Source organism: Algoriphagus sp. A40, from assembly GCF_002002735.1.
Taxonomy (GTDB): Bacteria; Bacteroidota; Bacteroidia; order Cytophagales; family Cyclobacteriaceae; genus Algoriphagus.
Genome location: NZ_MUNY01000033.1, coordinates 1 through 22,652, shown reverse-complemented (window position 1 = coordinate 22,652; position 22,652 = coordinate 1). Strand labels below are relative to the sequence as shown.

General features: G+C 43.2%; 18 protein-coding genes and 4 tRNA genes. 3 read left to right on the top strand and 19 right to left on the bottom strand.

From position 1 onward, the window contains the following. Nucleotides 1-5: 5 nt before the first annotated feature. From fusA to B0E43_RS23800, 18 genes are all read right to left on the bottom strand, one after another. Complete coding sequence (gene fusA / locus B0E43_RS23885) at nt 6-2,123, bottom strand: elongation factor G (RefSeq protein WP_077346309.1); 2,118 nt, start codon at nt 2,121-2,123, stop codon at nt 6-8. Nucleotides 2,124-2,128: 5 nt separating this feature from the next. Then, nucleotides 2,129-2,596, bottom strand: a complete 468-nt coding sequence (gene rpsG / locus B0E43_RS23880; RefSeq protein ID WP_077346308.1) for a 30S ribosomal protein S7 — start codon at nt 2,594-2,596, stop codon at nt 2,129-2,131. Nucleotides 2,597-2,611: 15 nt separating this feature from the next. Next, nucleotides 2,612-3,040 carry a 30S ribosomal protein S12 gene (gene rpsL, locus B0E43_RS23875; RefSeq protein ID WP_077346307.1) on the bottom strand — a complete coding sequence of 143 codons (429 nt, stop codon included), beginning with the start codon at nt 3,038-3,040 and terminating at the stop codon, nt 2,612-2,614. Nucleotides 3,041-3,138: 98 nt separating this feature from the next. Beyond that, nucleotides 3,139-3,453, bottom strand: coding sequence for a DUF3467 domain-containing protein (locus B0E43_RS23870; protein ID WP_077346306.1), 315 nt, complete (start codon nt 3,451-3,453; stop codon nt 3,139-3,141). 65 nt (nt 3,454-3,518) lie between these two features. Beyond that, entirely contained in the window at nt 3,519-7,832 is a 4,314-nt protein-coding gene (gene rpoC / locus B0E43_RS23865) for a DNA-directed RNA polymerase subunit beta' (RefSeq protein WP_077346305.1), read from the bottom strand. A 47-nt stretch (nt 7,833-7,879) separates the two neighbouring features. Further along, on the bottom strand, nt 7,880-11,755 hold the full coding sequence (gene rpoB / locus B0E43_RS23860; RefSeq protein WP_077346304.1) for a DNA-directed RNA polymerase subunit beta: 3,876 nt from the start codon (nt 11,753-11,755) through the stop codon (nt 7,880-7,882). 156 nt (nt 11,756-11,911) lie between these two features. Next, nucleotides 11,912-12,295: a 50S ribosomal protein L7/L12 gene (gene rplL, locus B0E43_RS23855; RefSeq protein WP_077346303.1), complete on the bottom strand. Its 384-nt coding sequence runs from the start codon at nt 12,293-12,295 to the stop codon at nt 11,912-11,914. Between the two features lie 41 nt (nt 12,296-12,336). Continuing rightward, entirely contained in the window at nt 12,337-12,879 is a 543-nt protein-coding gene (gene rplJ / locus B0E43_RS23850; protein WP_077346302.1) for a 50S ribosomal protein L10, read from the bottom strand. A 2-nt stretch (nt 12,880-12,881) separates the two neighbouring features. Beyond that, entirely contained in the window at nt 12,882-13,580 is a 699-nt protein-coding gene (rplA, locus tag B0E43_RS23845) for a 50S ribosomal protein L1 (RefSeq protein ID WP_077346301.1), read from the bottom strand. A gap of 10 nt (nt 13,581-13,590) precedes the next feature. Continuing rightward, nucleotides 13,591-14,034 carry a 50S ribosomal protein L11 gene (rplK, locus tag B0E43_RS23840; RefSeq protein WP_077346300.1) on the bottom strand — a complete coding sequence of 148 codons (444 nt, stop codon included), beginning with the start codon at nt 14,032-14,034 and terminating at the stop codon, nt 13,591-13,593. Between the two features lie 3 nt (nt 14,035-14,037). Beyond that, nucleotides 14,038-14,595 carry a transcription termination/antitermination protein NusG gene (gene nusG, locus B0E43_RS23835; RefSeq protein ID WP_077346299.1) on the bottom strand — a complete coding sequence of 186 codons (558 nt, stop codon included), beginning with the start codon at nt 14,593-14,595 and terminating at the stop codon, nt 14,038-14,040. A 13-nt stretch (nt 14,596-14,608) separates the two neighbouring features. Beyond that, entirely contained in the window at nt 14,609-14,797 is a 189-nt protein-coding gene (gene secE / locus B0E43_RS23830; RefSeq protein WP_026966270.1) for a preprotein translocase subunit SecE, read from the bottom strand. 17 nt (nt 14,798-14,814) lie between these two features. Then, nucleotides 14,815-14,885, bottom strand: a tRNA-Trp gene (locus B0E43_RS23825). A 111-nt stretch (nt 14,886-14,996) separates the two neighbouring features. Next, nucleotides 14,997-16,184 (bottom strand): elongation factor Tu, encoded by a 1,188-nt coding sequence (tuf, locus tag B0E43_RS23820; protein ID WP_077346298.1) that lies wholly within the window; start codon nt 16,182-16,184, stop codon nt 14,997-14,999. A 59-nt stretch (nt 16,185-16,243) separates the two neighbouring features. Continuing rightward, nucleotides 16,244-16,315, bottom strand: a tRNA-Thr gene (locus B0E43_RS23815). 27 nt (nt 16,316-16,342) lie between these two features. Then, nucleotides 16,343-16,415, bottom strand: a tRNA-Gly gene (locus B0E43_RS23810). Between the two features lie 72 nt (nt 16,416-16,487). Next, a tRNA-Tyr gene (locus tag B0E43_RS23805) sits at nt 16,488-16,570 on the bottom strand. Nucleotides 16,571-16,715: 145 nt separating this feature from the next. Beyond that, complete coding sequence (locus B0E43_RS23800; RefSeq protein WP_077346297.1) at nt 16,716-19,337, bottom strand: M1 family metallopeptidase; 2,622 nt, start codon at nt 19,335-19,337, stop codon at nt 16,716-16,718. A gap of 74 nt (nt 19,338-19,411) precedes the next feature. On the opposite strand from B0E43_RS23800, the gene B0E43_RS23795 reads away from it, so the two are divergent. Then, nucleotides 19,412-19,906, top strand: a complete 495-nt coding sequence (locus B0E43_RS23795) for an acetyl-CoA carboxylase biotin carboxyl carrier protein subunit (protein ID WP_077346296.1) — start codon at nt 19,412-19,414, stop codon at nt 19,904-19,906. A 28-nt stretch (nt 19,907-19,934) separates the two neighbouring features. Here the strand turns inward: B0E43_RS23795 and B0E43_RS23790 are convergent, their stop codons facing one another. Continuing rightward, nucleotides 19,935-20,762 carry an SDR family NAD(P)-dependent oxidoreductase gene (locus B0E43_RS23790; RefSeq protein ID WP_077346295.1) on the bottom strand — a complete coding sequence of 276 codons (828 nt, stop codon included), beginning with the start codon at nt 20,760-20,762 and terminating at the stop codon, nt 19,935-19,937. 306 nt (nt 20,763-21,068) lie between these two features. On the opposite strand from B0E43_RS23790, the gene pyrH reads away from it, so the two are divergent. Both pyrH and frr read left to right on the top strand, forming a co-directional pair. Continuing rightward, nucleotides 21,069-21,776: a UMP kinase gene (pyrH, locus tag B0E43_RS23785; RefSeq protein ID WP_077346294.1), complete on the top strand. Its 708-nt coding sequence runs from the start codon at nt 21,069-21,071 to the stop codon at nt 21,774-21,776. 14 nt (nt 21,777-21,790) lie between these two features. Continuing rightward, entirely contained in the window at nt 21,791-22,351 is a 561-nt protein-coding gene (frr, locus tag B0E43_RS23780; protein WP_077346293.1) for a ribosome recycling factor, read from the top strand. Nucleotides 22,352-22,652: the final 301 nt, after the last annotated feature.

The window sequence follows — 22,652 nt, the reverse complement described above, 5'->3', positions numbered from 1 at the left end:
GAAGATTAGGATTTTTCACCTTTTACTTTAGCAATTACCGCTTCAGCTATGTTGTTAGGAACAGGCTCATAGTGAGAGAAGGTCAAAGACGCTGTCGCTCTACCAGAGGTGATTGTTCTCAAATCAGTCACATACCCGAACAACTCAGACAAAGGAACATTTGCTTTGACTACGGTAGAAGTACCTTTGGTATCCATTCCTTTCATCAAACCTCTTCTTCTGTTCAAGTCACCTGTAATAGGACCTGTATATTCATCCGGTGTCACAACGTCAACTGCCATGATCGGCTCCAACAGCTGAGGCTTACATTTCTTAGCTGCATCTTTGAAACCGATTCTCGCTGCCAATTCGAAAGAAAGGGCATCTGAATCGACGTCATGGTATGAACCGTGGAACAATCTTACTTTCATGGCCTCGATTGGATATCCAGCCAAAGGACCATTCTTCATAGCCTCTTGGAAACCTTTCTGAACCGGAGCAATGAATTCCTTAGGAATAACACCACCTACGATGCCATTCACAAAGTCAAGCCCTGGTTTGATTTCGCCGGTTTCCGGATCTGGATCTTTTGGACCCAATTCGAATACGATATCGGCAAATTTACCTTTACCACCTGTCTGCTTCTTGTAAACTTCTTTGTGCTCAACTGAGCCAAACAACGCTTCTTTGTAAGCAACCTGAGGAGCACCTTGGTTGATTTCAACCTTAAATTCTCTCTTCAGACGGTCAATGATAATTTCAAGGTGAAGTTCGCCCATACCTCTCAAGATGGTCTGGCCAGTTTCCTGATCAGTATTCACCTGAAGAGTTGGATCTTCTTCGATCAATTTGGCGATTGCCATACCGAGCTTATCTACGTCAGCTTGAGTTTTAGGCTCAATTGCATAACCGATAACAGGCTCAGGGAACACCATTGACTCAAGAACTACCTTACGTTTTTCATCGCAAAGGGTATCACCTGTTTTGATGTCTTTGAATCCTACTACTGCTCCGATGTCACCAGCAACCAATCTTTCGATTTGGTTTTGCTTGTTGGCGTGCATTTGGAAAACTCGGGAGATACGCTCCTTGTTGCCAGAACGGCTATTGTAAACATAAGAACCTGATTCAAGAATACCTGAATAAGCTCTTACAAAACAAAGTCGACCTACAAACGGGTCAGTGGCGATTTTGAATGCCAATCCAGTGAATGGTTCTTTTTCGTCAGGGTTGATCGCAACCTCTTCTTCAGTATCAATACTGGTAGCGAAGATTGCTTCTTTGTCCAAAGGAGAAGGAAGTAATTCCATCACCAGATCAAGCATGGTCTGAACTCCTTTGTTTTTGAAAGAAGATCCACATACCATCGGTACAATTTTCATGTCGATAGTTGCGGCTCTAAGCGCTTTCAAGATCTCAGCTTCAGTGATTGAGTTTGGATCATCGAAGAATTTCTCCATCAAAGACTCATCGTACTCAGCAACAGCTTCGAGCAAATACTCTCTGTACTCAGCAACTTCTTCTTTCATGTCCTCAGGGATAGGGATGACTTTGTAGGTCATTCCTTTATCCTCCTCATTCCAGACCATTCCTCGGTTGTTGATCAAATCAACTACACCCTGGAATTTTTCCTCAGCTCCGATCGGAAGCTGCAATGGAACCGCATGGGATCCAAGCATTTCCTTTACTTGCTTACATACTTCCAAAAAGTTGGCACCAGAACGGTCCATTTTGTTGACGAATCCGATTCGGGCTACCTTATAATTGTCAGCCAATCTCCAGTTGGTCTCAGACTGTGGCTCTACACCGTCCACAGCACTAAACAGGAAAACCAGACCATCCAGGATACGAAGGGAACGGTTAACTTCAACAGTAAAGTCAACGTGTCCCGGAGTATCGATGATATTGACGTTATACTTATTATCTCGGTAGTTCCAAAATACGGTAGTAGCAGCAGAAGTAATGGTAATACCTCTTTCCTGCTCCTGCGCCATCCAGTCCATGGTAGCAGCACCATCATGAACCTCACCGATCTTGTGACTAACTCCTGAGTAGTAAAGAATACGCTCAGTAGTAGTAGTCTTACCCGCATCGATGTGGGCTGCAATACCAATGTTTCTGGTATATTTTAAATCTCTTGCCATCCTAATTAAAATCTAAAGTGGGAGAATGCTTTGTTCGCTTCGGCCATTCTGTGCGTATCATCTTTTTTCTTAACAGCGGCTCCTTCGCCTTTTGCTGCTGCGATGATTTCACCTGCCAAACGGTCCATCATGGTCTTCTCACCTCTCTTGCGAGCATAATTGATCATCCACTTGATACCAAGTGAAATTTTTCTTTCAGGTCTGACTTCCATGGGAACCTGGAATGTAGCACCACCAACTCTACGACTCTTCACCTCAACGGATGGAGAAATATTGTTTAGCGCTTTTTTCCAAACTTCAAGACCATTCTCGCCTACTTTAGTTTCCACCTTTGCTACTGCATCGTAGAAAATGTTGTAAGCAATACTCTTCTTCCCGTCGAACATTAGACAGTTTACAAACTTGGTGACCAAAGTATCATTGAACTTTGGATCAGGAAGAATATATCTCTTCTTTGGTTTCGCTTTTCTCATTTCTTTTCTAAAATTTTATTTTTTCTTCTTTGCCGGAGCGCCTTTGGTTGGAGCTGCTGGAGCACCTTTACCTGCTTTCGGTCTTTTAGCACCATACTTGGAGCGACCTTGCTTACGGTCTTTTACTCCTGCAGTATCAAGTGCACCTCGGATGATGTGGTATCTTACACCTGGAAGATCCTTTACACGACCACCTCTGATCAATACGATCGAGTGTTCCTGTAGATTGTGACCTTCACCCGGAATGTAAGCGTTCACTTCTTTTCCGTTTGTCAATCTCACCCTGGCCACCTTTCTCATCGCGGAGTTAGGTTTTTTAGGGGTCGTAGTGTATACTCTGGTACAAACACCTCTACGCTGAGGACATGCGTCCAAAGCCCTAGACTTTGATTTGATTTCCAGTGTATTTCTACCTTTTCTTACTAGCTGTTGAATAGTAGGCATTAACTGATAAAATTTAGTTTTCCTGTAAACTGTTAAATTTTGGACTGCAAAGGTAAAGAAAGTAATAAGAGTAACAAAATTAAGCAGTTATATTTTTGTTACGCTTCGCCGGGTGTCCCGAAGGAAATCGGGAAGGTAGGAGCACCGCCACCTTGGTTGATTTTCCCATAGGCTGCTTCATATTTTTCAATATTATCCTTCAATGCCGCTAGCAATCTTTTGGCATGATCAGGAGTCACAATGATTCTGGATTTTACTTTTGCCTTGGGCACTCCAGGCATCAAGCGAATGAAATCTATCACAAACTCCGAGTTGGAATGAGCGATCATGGCAAGATTGGAATAAATGCCCTCTGCAACTTCTTCAGAAAGCTCCACATTGATCTGCTGATCTGGTCTTTTGTTGTCTTCCATATTTTTTGGATTAAAAAAAGGCCTGTACACGACATACAGGCCTTTTATTTTTAAATCAGATAGGATTAAAGGATTGCTTCGCTGGATCTTCTGGAAGATGTTCTTTCCATATTTTCAGAAAGCTTATCGTATTCTTCCTGTGAACCAATGATAAGATTTTGCAATCTTCTCTGTCCGGTACCAGCTGGGATCAAGTGACCCACGATTACGTTTTCTTTCAATCCCAACAATTCATCACGCTTACCTCTGATGGCAGCTTCGGAAAGCACCTTGGTAGTTTCCTGGAATGAGGCAGCAGAAATAAAGCTTTCAGTACCCAAAGAAGCAGCGGTGATACCCTGCAAGGTTGGAGCAGAAACCGCAGTCTCAGCGTCTCTCACCTGAACAAGTTTCAAATCCTTACGCTTCAAGCTGGAATTTTCATCTCTCAATCTTCTTGCAGAAATGATCATACCTGGCTTCAAGGTTGAAGAATCACCGGCATCCATGACCACTTTCTTGTCCAGAATGTTGTCGTTTTCTTCGCGGAATGCCCACTTGTCCACGACTTGGTTTTGAAGGAATCCAGTATCACCGGCATCAAGAATTTCAACTTTCTGCATCATTTGAGATACGATTACCTCGATGTGCTTATCGTTGATTTTCACACCCTGAAGTCTGTAAACTTCCTGGATTTCATTTACCAAGTATTCTTGAACCGCAGTAGGTCCTTTGATAGAAAGGATGTCGTTTGGAGTAATTGCTCCGTCAGACAATGGCTCACCGGCACGGATGAAATCATTTTCCTGAACCAGGATGTGCTTGGAAAGAGATACCATGTATTTCTTAATCACACCATCCTTGGATTCGATGATGATTTCTCTGTTACCACGCTTGATGCCACCATAAGTTACCACACCGTCGATCTCAGAAACTACAGCCGGATTGGATGGGTTACGAGCTTCGAACAATTCAGTTACTCTTGGAAGACCACCGGTGATGTCACGTGTCTTGCCGACTGATCTTGGGATTTTCACCAAGATTTGACCGGATTTCACTTTTTCGCCTGCTTCTACAGCAAGGTGAGCACCTACCGGAATGTTATATGATTTGGTTTCGCCACCATAATTGATGACGATCGCAGGGTTCTTGGTTCTATCCTTTGTTTCGATGATAACTTTCTCACGGAAACCAGTCTGATCATCAGCAACTTCTTTGTAAGTGATGCCTTCTACGACCGCTTCAAATTCAACAAGTCCGTCGAACTCAGAAAGAATAACCGCATTATAAGGATCCCAAGTACAAAGAGACTGACCTTTGGTGATTTTCTGACCATCCTTCACGTTCAACAAAGAACCGTAAGGTACGTGGTTGGAAACCAAGGTTTTTCCGGTCTTCGCTTCGTTGATTTTGATTTCACCAGAACGGCCCATTACAATAGTGATCGCCTCACCATCTTTATTGGTTGTTTCAATGAATCTCAATTCTTCCTCGAATTCAATCACCCCGTCAAATTTGGCTGGGATTGAGGCATCAACCGCCATGTTGGAAGCCGTACCACCTACGTGGAATGTTCTCAAAGTAAGCTGAGTACCTGGCTCACCGATGGATTGGGCAGCAATAACACCGACAGATTCACCTGCCTGGACCATATTACCTGTAGCAAGGTTTCTTCCATAACATTTGGCGCAAACACCTCTTCTGGTTTCGCAAGTCAATACGGATCTGATTTCTACCTCTTCGATAGCAGATTCGTCAACAAGCTTCGCTACTTCGTCACCGATTTCTAATCCAGCAGGAATGATCAATTGATCAGTAAGCGGATCATAAACATCATGAACAGAAACACGACCCAAAATTCTTTCAGAGAGTGGCTCAACGATTTCGTCGTTGTCTTTCAGTGGCTGAACTACCAGACCTCTCAAAGTACCACAATCCTCTTCGGTGATGATCATATCCTGAGCAACGTCTACCAGACGTCGGGTCAAATAACCCGCATCGGCAGTTTTCAATGCAGTATCGGCAAGACCTTTACGTGCACCGTGCGTAGAAATAAAGTACTCCAATACGTCCAAACCTTCTTTGAAGTTGGAAAGGATTGGGTTTTCGATGATTTCACCCACAGAACCTTGAAGGTTTTTCTGAGGCTTAGCCATCAGACCTCTCATACCACCCAACTGACGGATCTGCTCTCTTGAACCTCGGGCTCCGGAGTGCATCATCATGTAGATGGCATTGAATCCTTGCTTATCGTCCTCCATCTGCTTCATCAGATTATTCGTCAAATGAGAGTTGGTACGAGTCCAGATATCGATTACTTGGTTGTATCGTTCGTTATCAGTGATCAGACCCATAAGGTAGTTGTTCCAAACTTGCTCAACTTCCTCTTTGGCCTTGGCAATCATTGGTTCCTTTTGTTCCGGAATAATTACATCGTTCAGACCCATTGACAAACCGCCTTGGTAGGCCATTTGGAATCCAAGATGCTTGATATCATCCAAGAATTGAGCTGTACGGGCAATTCCACAAACTTTAACTACCTCAGCAATAATCTGCTGAAGTTTTTTCTTGGTCAAAAGCTCGTTAACATACCCAACTTCTTCAGGAACGAATTGGTTGAAAATCAAACGACCTGCCACAGTTTCAATGATCTGATCTTTGATTTCGCCCTCGGCGTTTTTCACTTTCACCTTACACTTGATGTTCGCGTGCTTGGAGATTTTGCCTTCATTCAATGCAATAATCACTTCCTCCGTGCTGTAGAAAGTCATGCCTTCACCGGCAACGATTTCTTCAGGAGTGGATTTTTTGCCTTTGGTCACATAATATAGACCCAAAACCATGTCTTGAGATGGTACCGTGATCGGTGCACCGTTGGCTGGGTTCAGGATATTGTGAGCAGAAAGCATCAAAGTGGAAGCCTCCAAAATTGCCTCATGTCCAAGCGGAACGTGAACTGCCATCTGGTCACCGTCAAAATCGGCGTTGAATGCAGTACATACCAATGGATGAAGCTGAATAGCTTTTCCTTCGATCAATTTTGGCTGGAAAGCCTGGATACCCAATCTGTGAAGAGTTGGGGCACGGTTCAAAAGAACAGGGTGTCCTTTCAATACGTTTTCCAAAATATCCCAAACCACAGGATCTTTACGATCCACGATTTTCTTGGCAGATTTTACGGTCTTTACAATTCCTCTTTCGATCAGTTTTCTGATGATAAAAGGTTTGAAAAGCTCAGCCGCCATATTTTTAGGAAGACCACACTCGTGCAGTTTCAGCTCTGGACCTACGACGATTACAGATCGACCGGAGTAATCCACACGCTTACCGAGCAAGTTTTGACGGAAACGACCCTGCTTACCTTTCAACATGTCAGAAAGGGACTTCAGAGCGCGGTTTCCATCGGATCTTACCGCATTTACTTTTCTGGAGTTATCAAAAAGTGAATCCACAGCTTCCTGCAACATTCTCTTCTCGTTTCTCAAAATCACCTCAGGAGCTTTGATATCGATCAAACGCTTTAGACGGTTATTTCTGATGATCACTCTTCTATAAAGGTCATTCAAATCAGAAGTCGCAAAACGACCGCCATCCAAAGGAACTAATGGACGCAATTCCGGTGGAATAACAGGAACCATACGAACGACCATCCACTCAGGACGGTTTTCGATGCGGGTTCTTGCATCACGGAATGCTTCTACCACTTTCAGGCGCTTCAAAGCTTCCGCCTTTCGCTGCTGGGAAGTATCTGTAGCTGCCTGGTGACGAAGTGAGTAAGAAAGATCATCGAGATCCAATCTTGCCAACAACATTTCCAAAGCTTCAGCACCCATTTTGGCGATGAATTTGTTTGGATCAGCATCATCCAAGGCATGATTTTCCTTTGGTAGCTTGTCCATGATGTCCAAGTATTCGTCTTCTGTTAAGAAGTCGAGGTATTGCACACCTTCTTCAGCCTTAATGCCAGCCTGTACTACCACATATCGCTCGTAGTAAACAATCTGGTCCAATTTCTTGGTAGGAAGACCCAGTAGGTAACCGATTTTGTTTGGAAGTGACTTAAAGTACCAGATGTGTGCAACAGGCACCACCAATTCAATGTGGCCCATACGCTCACGACGTACTTTTTTCTCAGTCACTTCTACCCCGCAACGGTCGCAGATGATTCCTTTATATCTGATGCGCTTGTACTTACCACAATGACATTCCCAGTCTTTTACCGGACCAAAGATTCTCTCACAGAACAAACCACCCATTTCTGGCTTGTAGGTTCTGTAGTTGATGGTCTCTGGCTGTGTTACCTCACCATTTGAACTGTCCAGAATTGATTCTGGAGAGGCCAAGCTGATGGTAACTCTGGAAAAATCGTTGTTGAGTTTTTTATTTTTTCTAAACGACATAATTTTTTGAGATATGTTAAGGGCGATTGCTCGCCCTATGAGCCTAATTAATCCAGTGTAATTTCAAGAGCCAAACCTCTCAATTCATGAACCAATACATTGAATGATTCAGGGATGTTAGGCTTAGGAAGGTTTTCACCCTTCACAATTGCTTCGTAAGCTTTTGCTCTACCGATTACGTCATCAGACTTCACCGTTAGGATTTCCTGAAGTACGTGGGATGCACCGAATGCTTCGAGTGCCCATACTTCCATTTCTCCAAAACGCTGACCACCGAACTGCGCCTTACCACCCAACGGCTGCTGGGTAATGAGTGAGTATGGACCAATTGAACGTGCGTGCATTTTGTCATCCACCAAGTGACCAAGTTTCAACATGTAGGCAACACCCACTGTGACAGGCTGGTCAAACTTGTTTCCTGAAAGACCATCGTACAGGTATGTTCTTCCATAAGGTGGAACTCCCGCAGTCTCCAATTCAGCAGAGACTTCTTCCAAAGTAGCTCCGTCAAAAATTGGCGTTGCGAATTTTTTACCCATTTTCTGACCTGCCCATGCCAAAACTGTCTCGAAAATCTGTCCGATGTTCATTCGGGAAGGTACCCCAAGTGGGTTCAACACGATGTCCATTGGAGTTCCATCTTCCAAGAATGGCATATCCTCGTCTCTTACGATACGGGCTACGATACCTTTGTTACCGTGACGACCCGCCATCTTATCACCCACCTTCAGCTTACGCTTCTTGGCGATGTAAACTTTGGCTAGCTTCACGATTCCAGCTGGCAATTCATCCCCTACCTCAAGTGTAAATCTGTCACGCTTGAACAAACCGGAAATCTCATTTCTGGAATTGGTGTAGTTTTTCACCAATTTCACAATCAGTGAATTAGTGTGTGCATCCTCAGTCCAGTCATCCAAAATGATGTCTGAAATCAGGTTTGCTTCCTCAGGCACATTGTAGTTAGACTCGTCTCTGTAAGGGTTCTTAGCAGGGAAAAGGTTATTTTCAATATTCTTCAGATTGAACTTAGTGCCTTTGGTGATGATTTCATCTCCAAATTTATGACGCACTCCAAGAGAAGTTTTGCCATCCAAGATAGTCACCAATTTGTTGATCATCCGGGCTCTGATTCCAAGGAGATCCTTAGAATATTTGCCTTTCAATTTTTCAACTTCAGCTTTAGACTTGGCTCTGTTGTCCTTATCCTTTTTAGGTCTAGAGAAAAGCTTGGTTTCGATCACGACACCGTTCAAAGATGGAGAAGCTTTCAAAGAAGCATCTTTTACATCACCAGCTTTGTCACCAAAGATTGCTCTCAAGAGCTTCTCTTCTGGAGTCGGATCAGTTTCACCTTTAGGAGTGATTTTACCGATGATGATGTCGCCTTCTTTTACTTCGGCACCGATACGGATAATTCCATCCTCGTCCAAGTGCTTCACAGCCTCCTCGGATACGTTTGGAATTTCAGAGGTAAGTTCTTCCTCACCACGTTTGGTGTCTCGAACTTCCAACTGGAATTCTTCCACGTGGATCGAAGTAAAGATATCCTCACGAACTACTCGCTCAGAAATTACGATCGCATCTTCGAAGTTATATCCCTGCCAAGGCATGTAAGCCACTTTCAGGTTTTTACCCAAAGCCAGCTCACCGTTGTTGGTGGAATAACCTTCTACGAGAACCTGTCCTTTGTATACTTTCTCTCCCTTAAGCACCAAAGGTGTCAGGTTGATTGTAGTATCCTGGTTAGTTCTTCTGAATTTGATCAGATCGTATGTTTTGTATTCGTTAGTGAAATTCACCAAAAGTTCGTCTGAAGTCAGATCGTATTTGATGGTGATATTCTTAGCGTCCACGTATTCAACAACACCATTAGCTTCTGCAATAATCAAAGCTCTGGAGTCGATTGCTGCTTTGGCTTCCAAACCTGTACCAACGATCGGAGCTTCTGCTTTCAACAATGGAACAGCCTGACGTTGCATGTTGGAACCCATCAAGGCTCTGTTAGCATCATCGTGCTCCAAGAAAGGAATCAAAGAAGCAGCTACGGATACGATTTGGTTTGGAGCAACGTCCATATAGGTAATTTCGCTCGGATCCAATACCGGGAAGTCACCTTCAAATCTGGCTTTTACTTTTTCGTTGAACAAAACACCATTTTCATCAAGACGGGCATTTGCCTGTGCGATGTTATGGTTGTCTTCTTCTTCTGCAGTAAGGAATACAATTTCTTCAGGTTTCATTCCGGCTTTGCCATTGGCCACCTTTCTATAAGGTGTCTCCAGGAAGCCCATTGAGTTCACTTTAGCATGAACACAAAGTGATGAAATCAAACCAATGTTTGGACCTTCCGGAGTTTCGATAGTACACAGACGGCCATAGTGGGTGTAGTGTACGTCACGAACTTCGAAACCGGCTCTTTCTCTTGAAAGTCCTCCTGGACCCAAAGCCGAAAGTCGTCTCTTGTGAGTCAACTCTGCCAGAGGGTTCGTTTGGTCCATAAACTGAGAAAGCTGGTTGGTACCGAAGAACGAGTTGATCACGGAAGAAAGGGTACGGGCATTGATCAAATCGACTGGTTTGAAGTCTTCATTGTCACGCACGTTCATTCTTTCACGGATAGTTCTGGCCATTCTTGCCAAACCTACTCCGAACTGGCTATACAACTGCTCGCCAACTGTTCTAACTCTTCTGTTGCTCAAGTGGTCAATATCATCGACAACTGCCTTGGAGTTGATCAAACCAATAAGGTATTTCACGATGGAAATAATGTCCTCTTTGGTCAATACAATTTTCTCAGGCTCGATGCTAAGTCCAAGCTTTTTATTGATTCTGTATCGTCCTACTTCACCGAGATCATAACGCTTGTCAGAGAAGAACAAGCTCTGAATTACTTCACGGGCTGTTGCTTCATCAGGAGCTTCTGTATTTCTAAGCTGGCGATAGATAACTTCAACTGCTTCTTTTTCAGAGTTGGAGTTGTCTTTTTGTAGGGTATTATAGATGATTGAGAAATCAGCCACGTTCACATCTTCTCTATGGAGAATGATGGACTTGGAGCCTGAATCCAAAATCATTTCGATGTCTTCTTCAGTCAGAACAGTATCACGCTCAAGCAATACCTCATTTCTGTCAATAGAAACTACCTCACCTGTATCCTCATCAACGAAATCTTCTACCCAGGTTCTCAAAACCCTTGCAGCCAGCTTACGTCCTGCAGCTTTCTTCAGAGCTGCTTTGGTAGCTGCCACTTCTTCAGAAAGACCAAAAAGATCAAGGATGTCTTTATCTGAACCGTAACCGATTGCTCTCAAAAGCGTTGTAACAGGGAATTTTTTCTTTCTGTCGATGTAAGCATACATGACATTATTGATGTCAGTTGCAAATTCGATCCAAGAACCTTTGAAAGGAATAATCCTGGCGGAGTAAAGCTTGGTTCCGTTGGTATGTTTGCTTTGTGCAAAGAACACACCCGGAGAACGGTGCAATTGGGAAACAATTACTCGCTCCGCACCATTGATTACAAACGACCCTTTTTCGGTCATGTAAGGCAAATTGCCAAGAAATACCTCTTGCTCGATGGTTTCGAAATCCTCATTGTCCTCATCGTGGCAAAGCAATCGCAATTTTGCTTTCAACGGAACAGAGTAAGTCAAGCCCCTGTCAATGCATTCTTCCACACTGTACTTTGGTGGATCTACTGCATAGTCGATGAATTCCAGAGTGAAATTTTCTCTGGAATCACTGATAGGGAAGTTTTCAGCGAAAACTTTGAACAACCCATCTGCCCGGCGCTTCTCTGCAGGTGTATCCAGCTGGAAAAAGTCTTTGAAAGACTGAAGCTGAATATCGAGAAAATCGGGATAGTCTTTGACCACCTTAATGGAGGAGAAACTTTTCCTTTCGGTTTGATTCTTGATAGCCAAGGTAGTGTATAGTTTATAGTGAAATATAATATCGGAAAGTGACAATTATCACTTGAAATAGTGCAATTTTCATCCTGTGCACAAACAGGAAAAGACCTGACTAGTTTAGTCAGGTCTTCGGGCTAATTCCGAACCTAAAGGTGCGAAATCAGCAAATTATTTGATCTCTACTTCAGCACCAGCCTCTTCAAGAGACTTTTTCAAAGCCTCAGCTTCGTCCTTAGCGATTCCTTCTTTAAGGGCTTTAGGAGCTGCGTCTACAAGATCTTTTGCTTCTTTCAATCCAAGACCAGTCAATTCTTTAACCAGTTTTACAACTGCAAGCTTAGAAGCACCAGCAGCTTTAAGGATTACGTCGAAAGAAGTTTTTTCCTCTTCAGCAGGAGCCTCAGCAGCACCAGCTCCACCACCAGCTACTACTACAGCACTTGCTGCAGCAGGCTCGATGCCGTACTGATCCTTAAGGATGTCTGTCAATTCTTTTACTTCTTTTACAGTCAAGTTTACCAACTGTTCTGCAAGTTGTGTAAGATCTGCCATTGTATTAATTATTTAATTTGTTTTTGAATGATTTGATAAAATTATTTTGCTTCTCGGTCAGCAAGAGTCTTAAGAACACCAGTAATGCTGTTCTGTCCTGACTGCAAAGCAGATACGAGATTTTTAGCAGGAGACTGAAGCAATCCAATTAGATCACCCAGCAATTCTTGCTTAGACTTGAGGTTAGACAACAGTTCAAGGTTGTTTTCACCCAGAAATACATCTGAATCGATCCCTGCACCTTTGAATACTGGTCTAGTCTCTTTTTTACCTATTTTCTTTCTGAAATCCAGCAATACTTTTGCTGGAAGGTTACTAGTCTCTTTAGAGAAAATAATTCCAGAGAACCCTTTCAATGCACCACTCGCAAGTTTGGAGTAGTCCGCATCCAGATTTTCAAGAGCTTTTGCGATAAGGGTGTTTTTGTACACTTTGTACTCTACTCCTTTTTCGTAACAAGTTCTTCTGAATGCATTCACTTGAGCAACAGAGAATCCGGAAGCATCAGTGATGTAGAAGAAAGGGTTTTCCTTAAGTTTCTCAGTCAGACTGTCGATTATAACTTTCTTTTCGTCTCTAGTCATGATTAAATACCTTGAATGCTACCCTTGTCTACAGCAATACCCGGAGACATTGTGCTCGACAAATGAATACTTTTGAAATATGTACCTTTAGATGAAGATGGCTTCAACTTGGAGATAGTCGCGATAAGCTCTTTCACATTATCCTGAATTTGCTCAGGTGAGAAAGAAACTTTACCAACACCGGCATGGATAATTCCAAACTTATCAACTTTGAAGTCGATTTTACCAGCTTTTACTTCTCTTACCGCTTTTGCCACATCCAGAGTAACGGTTCCTGATTTAGGATTTGGCATCAAGCCACGAGGACCCAATACTCTACCTAACCTACCTACCTTCGCCATTACGTTAGGCATAGTGATGATGACGTCAACGTCAGTCCATCCGCCTTCGATTTTGGCAATGTAATCGTCCAAACCCACGTAGTCTGCACCTGCTTCGGTTGCTTCTGCTGCTTTGTCAGGAGTGCAAAGAACCAATACTTTGATGTCTTTACCTGTACCGTGAGGAAGTGCTACCACTCCTCTAACCATTTGATCTGCTTTGCGTGGATCGACGCCCAATCGAACGTCTACATCTACAGAAGCATCAAACTTGGTCATGGTAATTTCCTTAACCAGTGAAGAAGCTGCCTCCAGGGAGTACATTTGGCTTGCGTCGTACTTAGAAAGAGCTTCTTTTTGCTTTTTTGTTAACTTAGCCATTGTTTTTTATTTATACTTCCCAAGGGGCTTTACCAGAAACTGTGATACCCATGCTTCGTGCTGTACCAGCCACCATTTTCATGGCAGATTCTACTCTGAAAGCATTAAGGTCAGGCATTTTCGTCTCAGCGATCACTCTTACCTGATCCCAGGTAACAGATCCCACCTTCTTTCTATTTGGTTCTGCTGAACCACTTTTGATTTTCGCAGCTTCCAACAGCATGTTTGCAGCTGGAGGAGTCTTTACTACGAAATCAAAAGACTTGTCAGAATAAACCGTAATCAGCACAGGAAGCACAGTACCCATTTTTTCTTGGGTACGAGCATTGAACTGCTTACAGAACTCCATGATGTTCAAGCCCTTGGAACCAAGAGCAGGACCTACTGGAGGTGACGGGTTAGCCTGGCCACCTTTCACTTGTAGTTTTACATAACCAGTGATTTCCTTAGCCATTGCTTAGTCTTGTTTTTCTACTTGTATAAAGTTTAACTCTACCGGAGTATTTCGGCCGAAGATCTTAACCATAACATTAAGTTTCTTCTTCTCCTCAAATATCTCCTCAATTGTCCCGGTAAATCCACTGAAGGGACCGTCCATTACTTTTACGGCCTCTCCAACTATAAACGGCGTGTCGTGTTTCTCGGCAAACTCATCAATCTCTTCAACCTTACCTAAGATACGGTTGATTTCAGACTGCCGTAATGGTTCAGGGGTTTTGGAAGCTCCCCCCTGGTTTGATCCAAGAAACCCGATTACACCCGGGATACTCGTTATTACGTGATTGGCTTCCCCATTGGAAAGATCCGCATTGACAAGCACGTATCCGGGAAAGAAATTTCTTTCACGAACCCGCTTTTTGCCGTTGCGCATCTCATATACCTTCTCAGAAGGAATCAGCACTTCAGGAATGAACTCCCCAATTTTTTGTCTCTGAATTTCATTATCCAGATAGGTTTTGGTTTTCTTTTCCTGTCCCGCGACTACTCTGAGTACGTACCACTTATGTTCAGCCATTCTGTAATGTCAATTAGAATAAATCATAAAACCATGTCATGATGTTCTCAAATCCCAAATCCACAACACCGATAAACAGTGCAAAGATGAGTGATGCTACCAACACCAATACGGCACTATTTTGAAGAAATGAAAACTTAGGCCAAGTGACCTTGTTTTTCATCTCGTCGTATGACTCTAGGACAAAGTTTTTAAGATTCATAGTTTACTTACTTGCTGCACGGGCAGAGAGATTCGAACTCCCATCAACGGTTTTGGAGACCGCTATTCTACCATTGAACTATGCCCGTGTGATTGAACGCTCCGCAAATGGGAACGCAAAATTAGGAATAAAGTCTTTAGAAACAAATGCGATCCCAAAATAATTTGGGATCGCATCGTTTAAAATATAATAAGTATGATTAGTCTAAGATTTCGGTAACCTGACCGGCACCTACTGTACGACCACCTTCACGGATCGCAAATCTCAAACCTTTCTCCAAAGCTACTGCTGACAACAAAGTAACCTCGATAGTTACGTTGTCACCTGGCATTACCATTTCCACGTTTGCTGGAAGTTTGATTTCGCCGGTTACGTCAGTAGTTCTAAGGTAGAACTGAGGTCTGTATTTGTTAAAGAAAGGTGTGTGACGTCCACCTTCTTCTTTTGAAAGAACGTAAACTTCAGCCTTGAAGTGCGAGTGTGGCTTCACAGATCCTGGCTTACAGATAATCATACCACGTTTGATTTGTGATTTTTCAATACCTCTTAGCAATAGACCAACGTTGTCACCAGCTTCACCACGGTCAAGGATCTTACGGAACATCTCAACACCTGTTACAGTAGACTTAAGACCTTCAGCACCCATACCAATGATATCAACTGCTTCACCTGAGTTGATTACACCTCTTTCAATTCTACCTGTAGCTACAGTACCACGACCTGTGATCGAGAATACGTCTTCTACCGGCATCAAGAATTCTTTGTCAACCAAACGTGGAGGGATTGGAATGAAGGAGTCAACCGCATCCATCAACTGCATGATAGTCTCTACCCACTTCTCTTCACCGTTCAAAGCACCAAGTGCAGAACCAGCGATCACAGGGATATTGTCACCATCAAAATCATAGAATGAAAGAAGCTCTCTGATTTCCATTTCCACAAGCTCAAGAAGCTCAGGATCGTCCACCATGTCCACTTTGTTCATGAATACTACAAGCTGAGGTACACCTACCTGACGAGCCAAAAGGATGTGCTCTCTGGTCTGTGGCATAGGTCCGTCAGTAGCAGCTACTACAAGGATAGCACCGTCCATCTGGGCAGCACCAGTAACCATGTTTTTAACGTAGTCAGCGTGACCTGGACAATCTACGTGAGCGTAGTGTCTCTTTTCAGTCTGATATTCTACGTGAGAAGTATTGATTGTAATACCTCTTTCTTTCTCTTCAGGAGCGTTATCAATTGAAGAGAAATCTCTCAATTCAGAAAGACCTTTTTTAGCCAATACGGTAGTGATGGCGGCAGTCAGGGTTGTTTTGCCATGGTCTACGTGTCCAATCGTACCGATGTTAACGTGCGGCTTGGAACGGTCGAAGGTTGCTTTTGCCATGCGTGAAAATCCTCAGTTTAAGTTTAAAGATATGTTTAGATAATAATTCTCTGTAATTGAGCCAACGGCGGGAATTGAACCCGCGACCCCTTCCTTACCAAGGAAGTACTCTACCCCTGAGCTACGTCGGCTTAACCCATTGTGCTCTGTAAGCACAGAGCGGGAGACGAGGCTCGAACCCGCGACCTGCAGCTTGGAAGGCTGCCGCTCTACCAACTGAGCTACTCCCGCTTATAAACCGGCGTACCGGATTTTTTAAAGCCCTGCAAAATTAGAAAAAAATTTCGCATTCAGGCAATTATGTGGGGGAAACAGGATTCGAACCTGTGAAGACATAAGTCAACGGATTTACAGTCCGTCCCAGTTGGCCGCTTTGGTATTCCCCCAACTGCGCTAAAATCCCAGAGTTTTGAACCCTTATGACCTTAACGGATGGCAAAATTATAGCCTTTTATCAAAGTATCAAAGGATGCTTTCCGATTTTGAAAACTTTTTCACTACTCTGAATTCAATGAATTAAAAATCAACCGATTAATTTTCTTCCTTCAGGGATTCAAGGAAATAATTGTAGTAAGTTTTGAGCTCCGGGTCCTTTTCTAATGCTGCCACACGGTTTATTTCGTCCACTACTTCCGAATCATCAGCAAATCCCAACAAGGCTTGAAAGGATCCCAACCGGAGAAAATTTTTCGGATCTTTTTCCATTAAACCCAATAACTTTTCCACGGCCTGAGCTTTTCCTTCCTCGGGAAAACGGCTGAAATACTCGCTGAAATATCCCAAAAAGAAATAGAGCCCCTCACCTGACAGCTTATCCAGCCGGTTCAAAAACCAAGTACCTTTTCCTCTAACACCATTCAAAATATAATATTCAGCGACAGGAATATTAATCCGAAAATTTTCCTCTTCTGAAAATCGCTCAAAAACTGTAGAGTTCACAGGATCCTCAACTTTCACCAAGCCCATCAATGCAGATCCGGCTACCAAATACGACTGCTCATTGACCAGTCGGGTGAAGGTGCTCTGAAATTTATCCGGATCCCAAGCCGCCAAAAGGTCAATTGCTGCGGCCCTCACAGAATTTTTCGGATCTTTTTCTGCAATCTCATACACAATTTCTTCCATTCCTGTCACTTGGGTTTTCCAATCAGGATCGTTTTGCAAAAATCCAAGGGCATTTTCTCTGACCGACCAAAAGGAATCCTTAACCGCCAATGGCAAAATCTCAAGCAGCTGATCTGTAGCTTCTCTGGAAACCAAACTATCCAATGCCTCATATCTCGCCACTCCTAGTTTTGATTCTTTAAATTGCCTCGCAAATTGCTCTGAACTGATTTCCTGAGACCTTCTAGCCAGTAGGCTTTTTCCTTCGTCTATGTATACCTGGGTGACAGGTCTTTGATTTTCAAGTGAAAATTGTTGGAAAGCCTGTGTGACAAATATCTTTTTGGATTTTCGGTTTCCATTCTCATACCAGCTTACTTCAATTGGCAATTGGTAAAGCGGAGTAGTTTGCAGGTTCTGTGCCTGGTATACAGAAACCAATAAGTTTTCCGGCTGGGAATAATCTACTTCAAAATAAAGCTCGGGATGGCCCTTGCTTAAAAACCATTGGTTAAAAAACCAATTCAAATCCTTCCCGCTGACTCGTTCAAAGACAAGCCTCAGGTCATGAATTTCTACAGACTGAAAAGCGTAAGTCGTCAGGTATTCTTTCAAGGACTTGAAAAACACCTCATCTCCCAAGTATTCCCTGAGCATATTGATGATTACTCCGCCTTTATTATAGCTATGCGAATCAAACAAATCCTCCGCATTTTCATATTCGAAGCGAATCAAATCGACTAGCTTTGTCTCTGCCTCGTCAAAGTAACCCTCCATTTCCGCAACTAACTTTAAGCCGGCCTGGTCCTTTCCGTATTTGTTTTCATTCCAGAGGAATTCACTGAAGTTTGCAAATCCCTCATTCAGGGTGAGATTGGACCAGGATTCGGGGGTCACCATGTCTCCAAACCACTGGTGAAAAAGCTCGTGGGCAATGATATAATCCCACTCAGAATCCAAGGCTTCTCTTTCATTCAGTCTCAGATCCTCCATAAAAATCGAAGCCGTGGTATTCTCCATTGCTCCGGACACAAAGTCCCTCACCACAATCTGATCGTACTTGGGCCATGGAAATTTCATGCCGAGTTTTTCCTCAAAAAAACCGATCATCTCAGGCGTATTCTCAAAAACCTTGGCTGCCCCTTTTTCAAACCCCTTCTCCACATAGTAGCCAAGCGGAATATCTCCCCACTTATCTTCAACTTTTCCGAAATCCCCAACTGCTATTGCAGCCAAATAAGGGGCGTGGGGAAGAGTCAATTCCCAGTAATCCTTACGCAATCCATTTTCCAATTGCTCTTGCTTGACCAAAACCCCGTTACTGATAGTCACCAAAGAATCAGCTACCGTGAGCTTAAATAATTGGGTGGCGCGTTCATTTGGTTTATCTATCGTCGGAAACCATTTACTGTTGTGTTCGGTCTCCCCCTGCGTCCATATCATGGTCGGCTTTCCGGGCAGCGTATCCAATGGATCGATGAAATACAGCCCTTTGGTATCTGTGATGACTTCACTTCCATTCCCCGAATTGCGGTCAGGAAAAGCCGTATAGTTAATTTCCACCTCAACGGTATCCTTGGAGGTAAACAATTTCGGCAGGTAGATCAGCAGTTGTTTTTCGTCGTATCTGTAAGAAAGTTTGGTCGGACCTACTTTTTCAATCAAATCGATCCTTCCGACCTCAAAGTCTTTAGCATCAAGGACAAGTTCTTTAGACGGATTAATGTAGGGCTTCAATTTTAGCTTCGCTTTTCCTATAACAGCCTGTCTTTGGTAATCAAACCAAAGATCCAAATCAGTATGGAGTAAATCAAAATCCCTCTTCGCACTAGGCTGATACGCGTTGATTTTTTCCTCCCGATCTCGGATCAACCGGAGCAGATCAGCAGCGGTATCCTCAGCAAGTGTATCTGACTCGGAAAAAGTCACCGGATCGGAATTTTGCTCCAAAGGTATTTTTTCCGATTTACATGAAATGACAATAAGGAAAACTGCTGCGTTGACAAATTTCAGGCAGGTATTCCATCTTTTCTTTGGCTTCCAATGCATTTGTATGATATTTTGGGAAATCAGAACGAGGCAGTTACGCCGCTTAATGTATATTCACACCCAAAATAGCAGGAATGTTTTCAGTAATCCTTCAAAACAACTCCCATTCGGTTGAAAAAAACGAAGAAAGCCTCAAGGTAAACCAAAAGCCGATTTCCTGGGATTTGAAGTGGATAGGAGAGCGAAAAATCCACTTAATCCGGGGTAATGAATCTATGGAAGCTGAATTGCTCTCCATTGACCGGGAGACTAAAACGCTTCAAATCCGGATTGGATATAAAACGGCAACTTTAAAATTGAAAGACCGCTTCGATCTCTTGCTCGAAAAAATGGGAATGAGTGTCAACGGAGTCGGCGGCATGAAAGACATTAAAGCCCCCATGCCTGGTTTGATCCTGGATCTAAAAGTGAAGCCAGGAGATGAGGTCAAAAAAGGGGATGTGGTGCTCATCCTGGAAGCGATGAAAATGGAAAACATCATCAAATCTCCGGGAGATGGAATAGTCAAAGACGTCAAAGTATCACACAAACAAAGCGTGGAGAAAAATCAAGTTTTGATCCAATTCTAATCTTTCCTGTTTGTTCGAGCCTTTCCGATTATTTTCCAAATAGGGTTTTTCGGATATTTTTTATTCTCTGGAGTGGATTGGATCGGATAAGCCTTTTCATTAAGGTTGGGAAAAATCGGTTGAGAGGAACAGTATACCGCTCCGAACCTCCCACTACGAATTCTTCTTTTCCACGTTCTAGTCCTCTTAAAATACCCAATGCACAAACTTCAGGATCCATTCCGCCGGCAAGTGCATTCTGCATTTTGCCACTTGTGCTTCCATCTCCCCTCAGCCCGGCGACCGTAATATTGGTTCGGATAAATCCCGGAATTACGATGTGAATAAAAAGTCCCGAACCAAAAGTCTCTACCCTCAGAGAATCAAAGTATCCCTGAATAGCATGCTTGGAGGCGGCATACGCTGCAAGTTTTGGTACTCCGTATTTCCCGCTTAGGCTGGAGGTGAGAACCAAATGAAGTTTGCTGTCTGGATTTTTCTTCTTCAATAGAACCTTGGTAATTGAAACCGGCCCCCAAAAGTTGATGTCCATGATTTTTCGCTCCACATCCAATCTGCTGTCCACCACCAAATCTCTAACAGCCATTCCTGCATTCAGAAACACATAATCCAACCCTTCAAAGAGTTGCCAGGCCTGATCTGTCTTTTCAGGAAGCGAGGAATGATTTTCAACATCCAGAATTAAGACCTCGATTTCCGCAAAAGGGAAAGCGGCCTTCAGCTCGATTAGTTTGGATTCATTTCTTGCTGAAATAATCAATTTCGCACCATTTTCAGCCAAAACCTTGACCAAGCCCTCTCCGATTCCCGAAGAGGCCCCGATGATCCAAATCCTTTTTTGAGCCCAAAAGTCCATAAAATCAATTTCTTAGCATTTCTAATTTAACTCAGTATTTTCCATTTTTAGATTTTGGTCTAGCATTGTGAGATGAAGAAATTATATTTGTCGGATTGTTTCGCCTTTTCAGGGTCAATTCGATCAGATTTTGACAAATAAATCCAGATAAAAATCGGGGCCTAACCGATAGTAACTTTAGAAATCAAAAATCCAATAGATGAAATCCAGCATGACGGAGCACGCCAAAAAATGGAATGACTATCTGCCATGCGAGATTCTCCCGATAGCTATCGGGGTGGCCATTGAAAAACAATAATAAAACACATGAAATACAACCGCATACTGCTCAAACTCAGTGGAGAAGCCTTGATGGGCGAGAAAAACTACGGAATCGACCCTGCACGCCTTCAACAATACGCAGCCGAAATCAAAAAAGTGAAGGACATGGGAGTTGAGGTAGCGATTGTAATCGGAGGAGGAAATATTTTTAGGGGAGTGCAGGCAGAAAAATCCGGCATCGACCGGGTCCAGGGTGACTACATGGGCATGCTTGCCACCTTGATTAACGCGATGGCTTTACAAAGTGCCTTGGAGCAAAACGGAATGTATACCCGCTTGATGTCAGGAATTAAAATAGAAAGTGTTTGCGAACCATTTATCCGAAGAAGAGCCATTCGACACCTTGAAAAAGGAAGAATCGTAATTTTTGGAGCGGGAATCGGAAACCCATATTTCACCACCGACTCCACTGCAGCTCTTCGTGCGATCGAAATCGAAGCGGATGTGGTTCTCAAAGGAACACGAGTCGACGGAGTCTACACGGCTGATCCTGAAAAAGACCCAACTGCCACCAAATACCATACTATCTCATTCTCAGAAGTCTATGAGAAAAATCTCAACGTGATGGACATGACAGCCTTCACGCTTTGCCAGGAAAACAACCTGCCAATCATTGTTTTTGACATGAACAAGGCCGGAAACCTGAGCAAACTCGTACTTGGAGAAGAAATCGGAACATTGATCACCGCATAATCCTGAATCAAATCATGGAAGAAATCGAGTTATTCTTAGACGAAGCAAAAGAACTAATGCAAAAAGCGGTTGACCACACCGCAGCAGAATTGGTGAAAATCCGTGCAGGCAAGGCTATGCCAAATATGTTGGACGGAATCATGGTCCAATATTACGGTTCTCCAACACCCCTCCAGCAGGTATCTTCAGTCAATACTCCTGATGCCAGAACTCTGGCAATCAAGCCCTTCGAACGAAAATTGATCTCCGATATCGAAAAAGCAATTATCAATTCTGACTTGGGACTAGCTCCTCAAAACAACGGGGAAATCATCATACTGACGATTCCGGCTCTGACGGAAGAGCGCCGAATCAATCTGGTTAAACATGCCAAACAGGAATGCGAATCCGGAAAAATCTCCATCCGAAGTGTCAGAAAAGATACCAATGAGTCCCTGAGAAAACTTCAAAAAGACGGTGCTCCAGAAGATGCTGTAAAGCGTGCAGAAGATCAGGTCCAAAAGCTAACCGACCAATATTCCAGCAAACTCGATGAACTGCTCATCAAAAAGGAAGCAGACATCATGAAAGTCTGAGTCACTTTGACCCAACAAAAAGCCTGGCAAATTAGATTTTGCCAGGCTTTTTTAATTCTCCAACATTAAGGGAATAAAGAAAATTAAGATCCCAACTCAAATCCTTTATTTCAAATTTTTCAGATCTTCTCGAAGGTTATAAACCGAAAAATCAGAATCTCAATTTCCTTAATTTCTCCTATGTTAGCAACGAGTTGAAAAATCACCTTTCAAGCAATTAAATTTATTGAATAAGTGGTGAGGGATGAGAGCCAATTAACTCCTAAATAATCTCAAGATATATTCACATTGAGAAGCCGCC

Excerpts from the sequence above, each read along its gene's own strand:
- tuf (WP_077346298.1), bottom strand. The coding sequence starts at position 16,184 with ATGGCAAAAGCAACCTTCGACCGTTCCAAGCCGCACGTTAACATCGGT.
- B0E43_RS23800 (WP_077346297.1), bottom strand. The coding sequence starts at position 19,337 with ATGCATTGGAAGCCAAAGAAAAGATGGAATACCTGCCTGAAATTTGTC.
- rplJ (WP_077346302.1), bottom strand. The coding sequence starts at position 12,879 with ATGACTAGAGACGAAAAGAAAGTTATAATCGACAGTCTGACTGAGAAA.
- pyrH (WP_077346294.1), top strand. The coding sequence starts at position 21,069 with ATGAAATACAACCGCATACTGCTCAAACTCAGTGGAGAAGCCTTGATG.
- B0E43_RS23795 (WP_077346296.1), top strand. The coding sequence starts at position 19,412 with ATGTTTTCAGTAATCCTTCAAAACAACTCCCATTCGGTTGAAAAAAAC.
- secE (WP_026966270.1), bottom strand. The coding sequence starts at position 14,797 with ATGAATCTTAAAAACTTTGTCCTAGAGTCATACGACGAGATGAAAAAC.
- frr (WP_077346293.1), top strand. The coding sequence starts at position 21,791 with ATGGAAGAAATCGAGTTATTCTTAGACGAAGCAAAAGAACTAATGCAA.
- rplK (WP_077346300.1), bottom strand. The coding sequence starts at position 14,034 with ATGGCTAAGGAAATCACTGGTTATGTAAAACTACAAGTGAAAGGTGGC.
- rplA (WP_077346301.1), bottom strand. The coding sequence starts at position 13,580 with ATGGCTAAGTTAACAAAAAAGCAAAAAGAAGCTCTTTCTAAGTACGAC.
- nusG (WP_077346299.1), bottom strand. The coding sequence starts at position 14,595 with ATGGCTGAACATAAGTGGTACGTACTCAGAGTAGTCGCGGGACAGGAA.
- rplL (WP_077346303.1), bottom strand. The coding sequence starts at position 12,295 with ATGGCAGATCTTACACAACTTGCAGAACAGTTGGTAAACTTGACTGTA.
- rpoC (WP_077346305.1), bottom strand. The coding sequence starts at position 7,832 with ATGTCGTTTAGAAAAAATAAAAAACTCAACAACGATTTTTCCAGAGTT.
- rpsG (WP_077346308.1), bottom strand. The coding sequence starts at position 2,596 with ATGAGAAAAGCGAAACCAAAGAAGAGATATATTCTTCCTGATCCAAAG.
- B0E43_RS23870 (WP_077346306.1), bottom strand. The coding sequence starts at position 3,453 with ATGGAAGACAACAAAAGACCAGATCAGCAGATCAATGTGGAGCTTTCT.
- rpsL (WP_077346307.1), bottom strand. The coding sequence starts at position 3,040 with ATGCCTACTATTCAACAGCTAGTAAGAAAAGGTAGAAATACACTGGAA.
- fusA (WP_077346309.1), bottom strand. The coding sequence starts at position 2,123 with ATGGCAAGAGATTTAAAATATACCAGAAACATTGGTATTGCAGCCCAC.
- B0E43_RS23790 (WP_077346295.1), bottom strand. The coding sequence starts at position 20,762 with ATGGACTTTTGGGCTCAAAAAAGGATTTGGATCATCGGGGCCTCTTCG.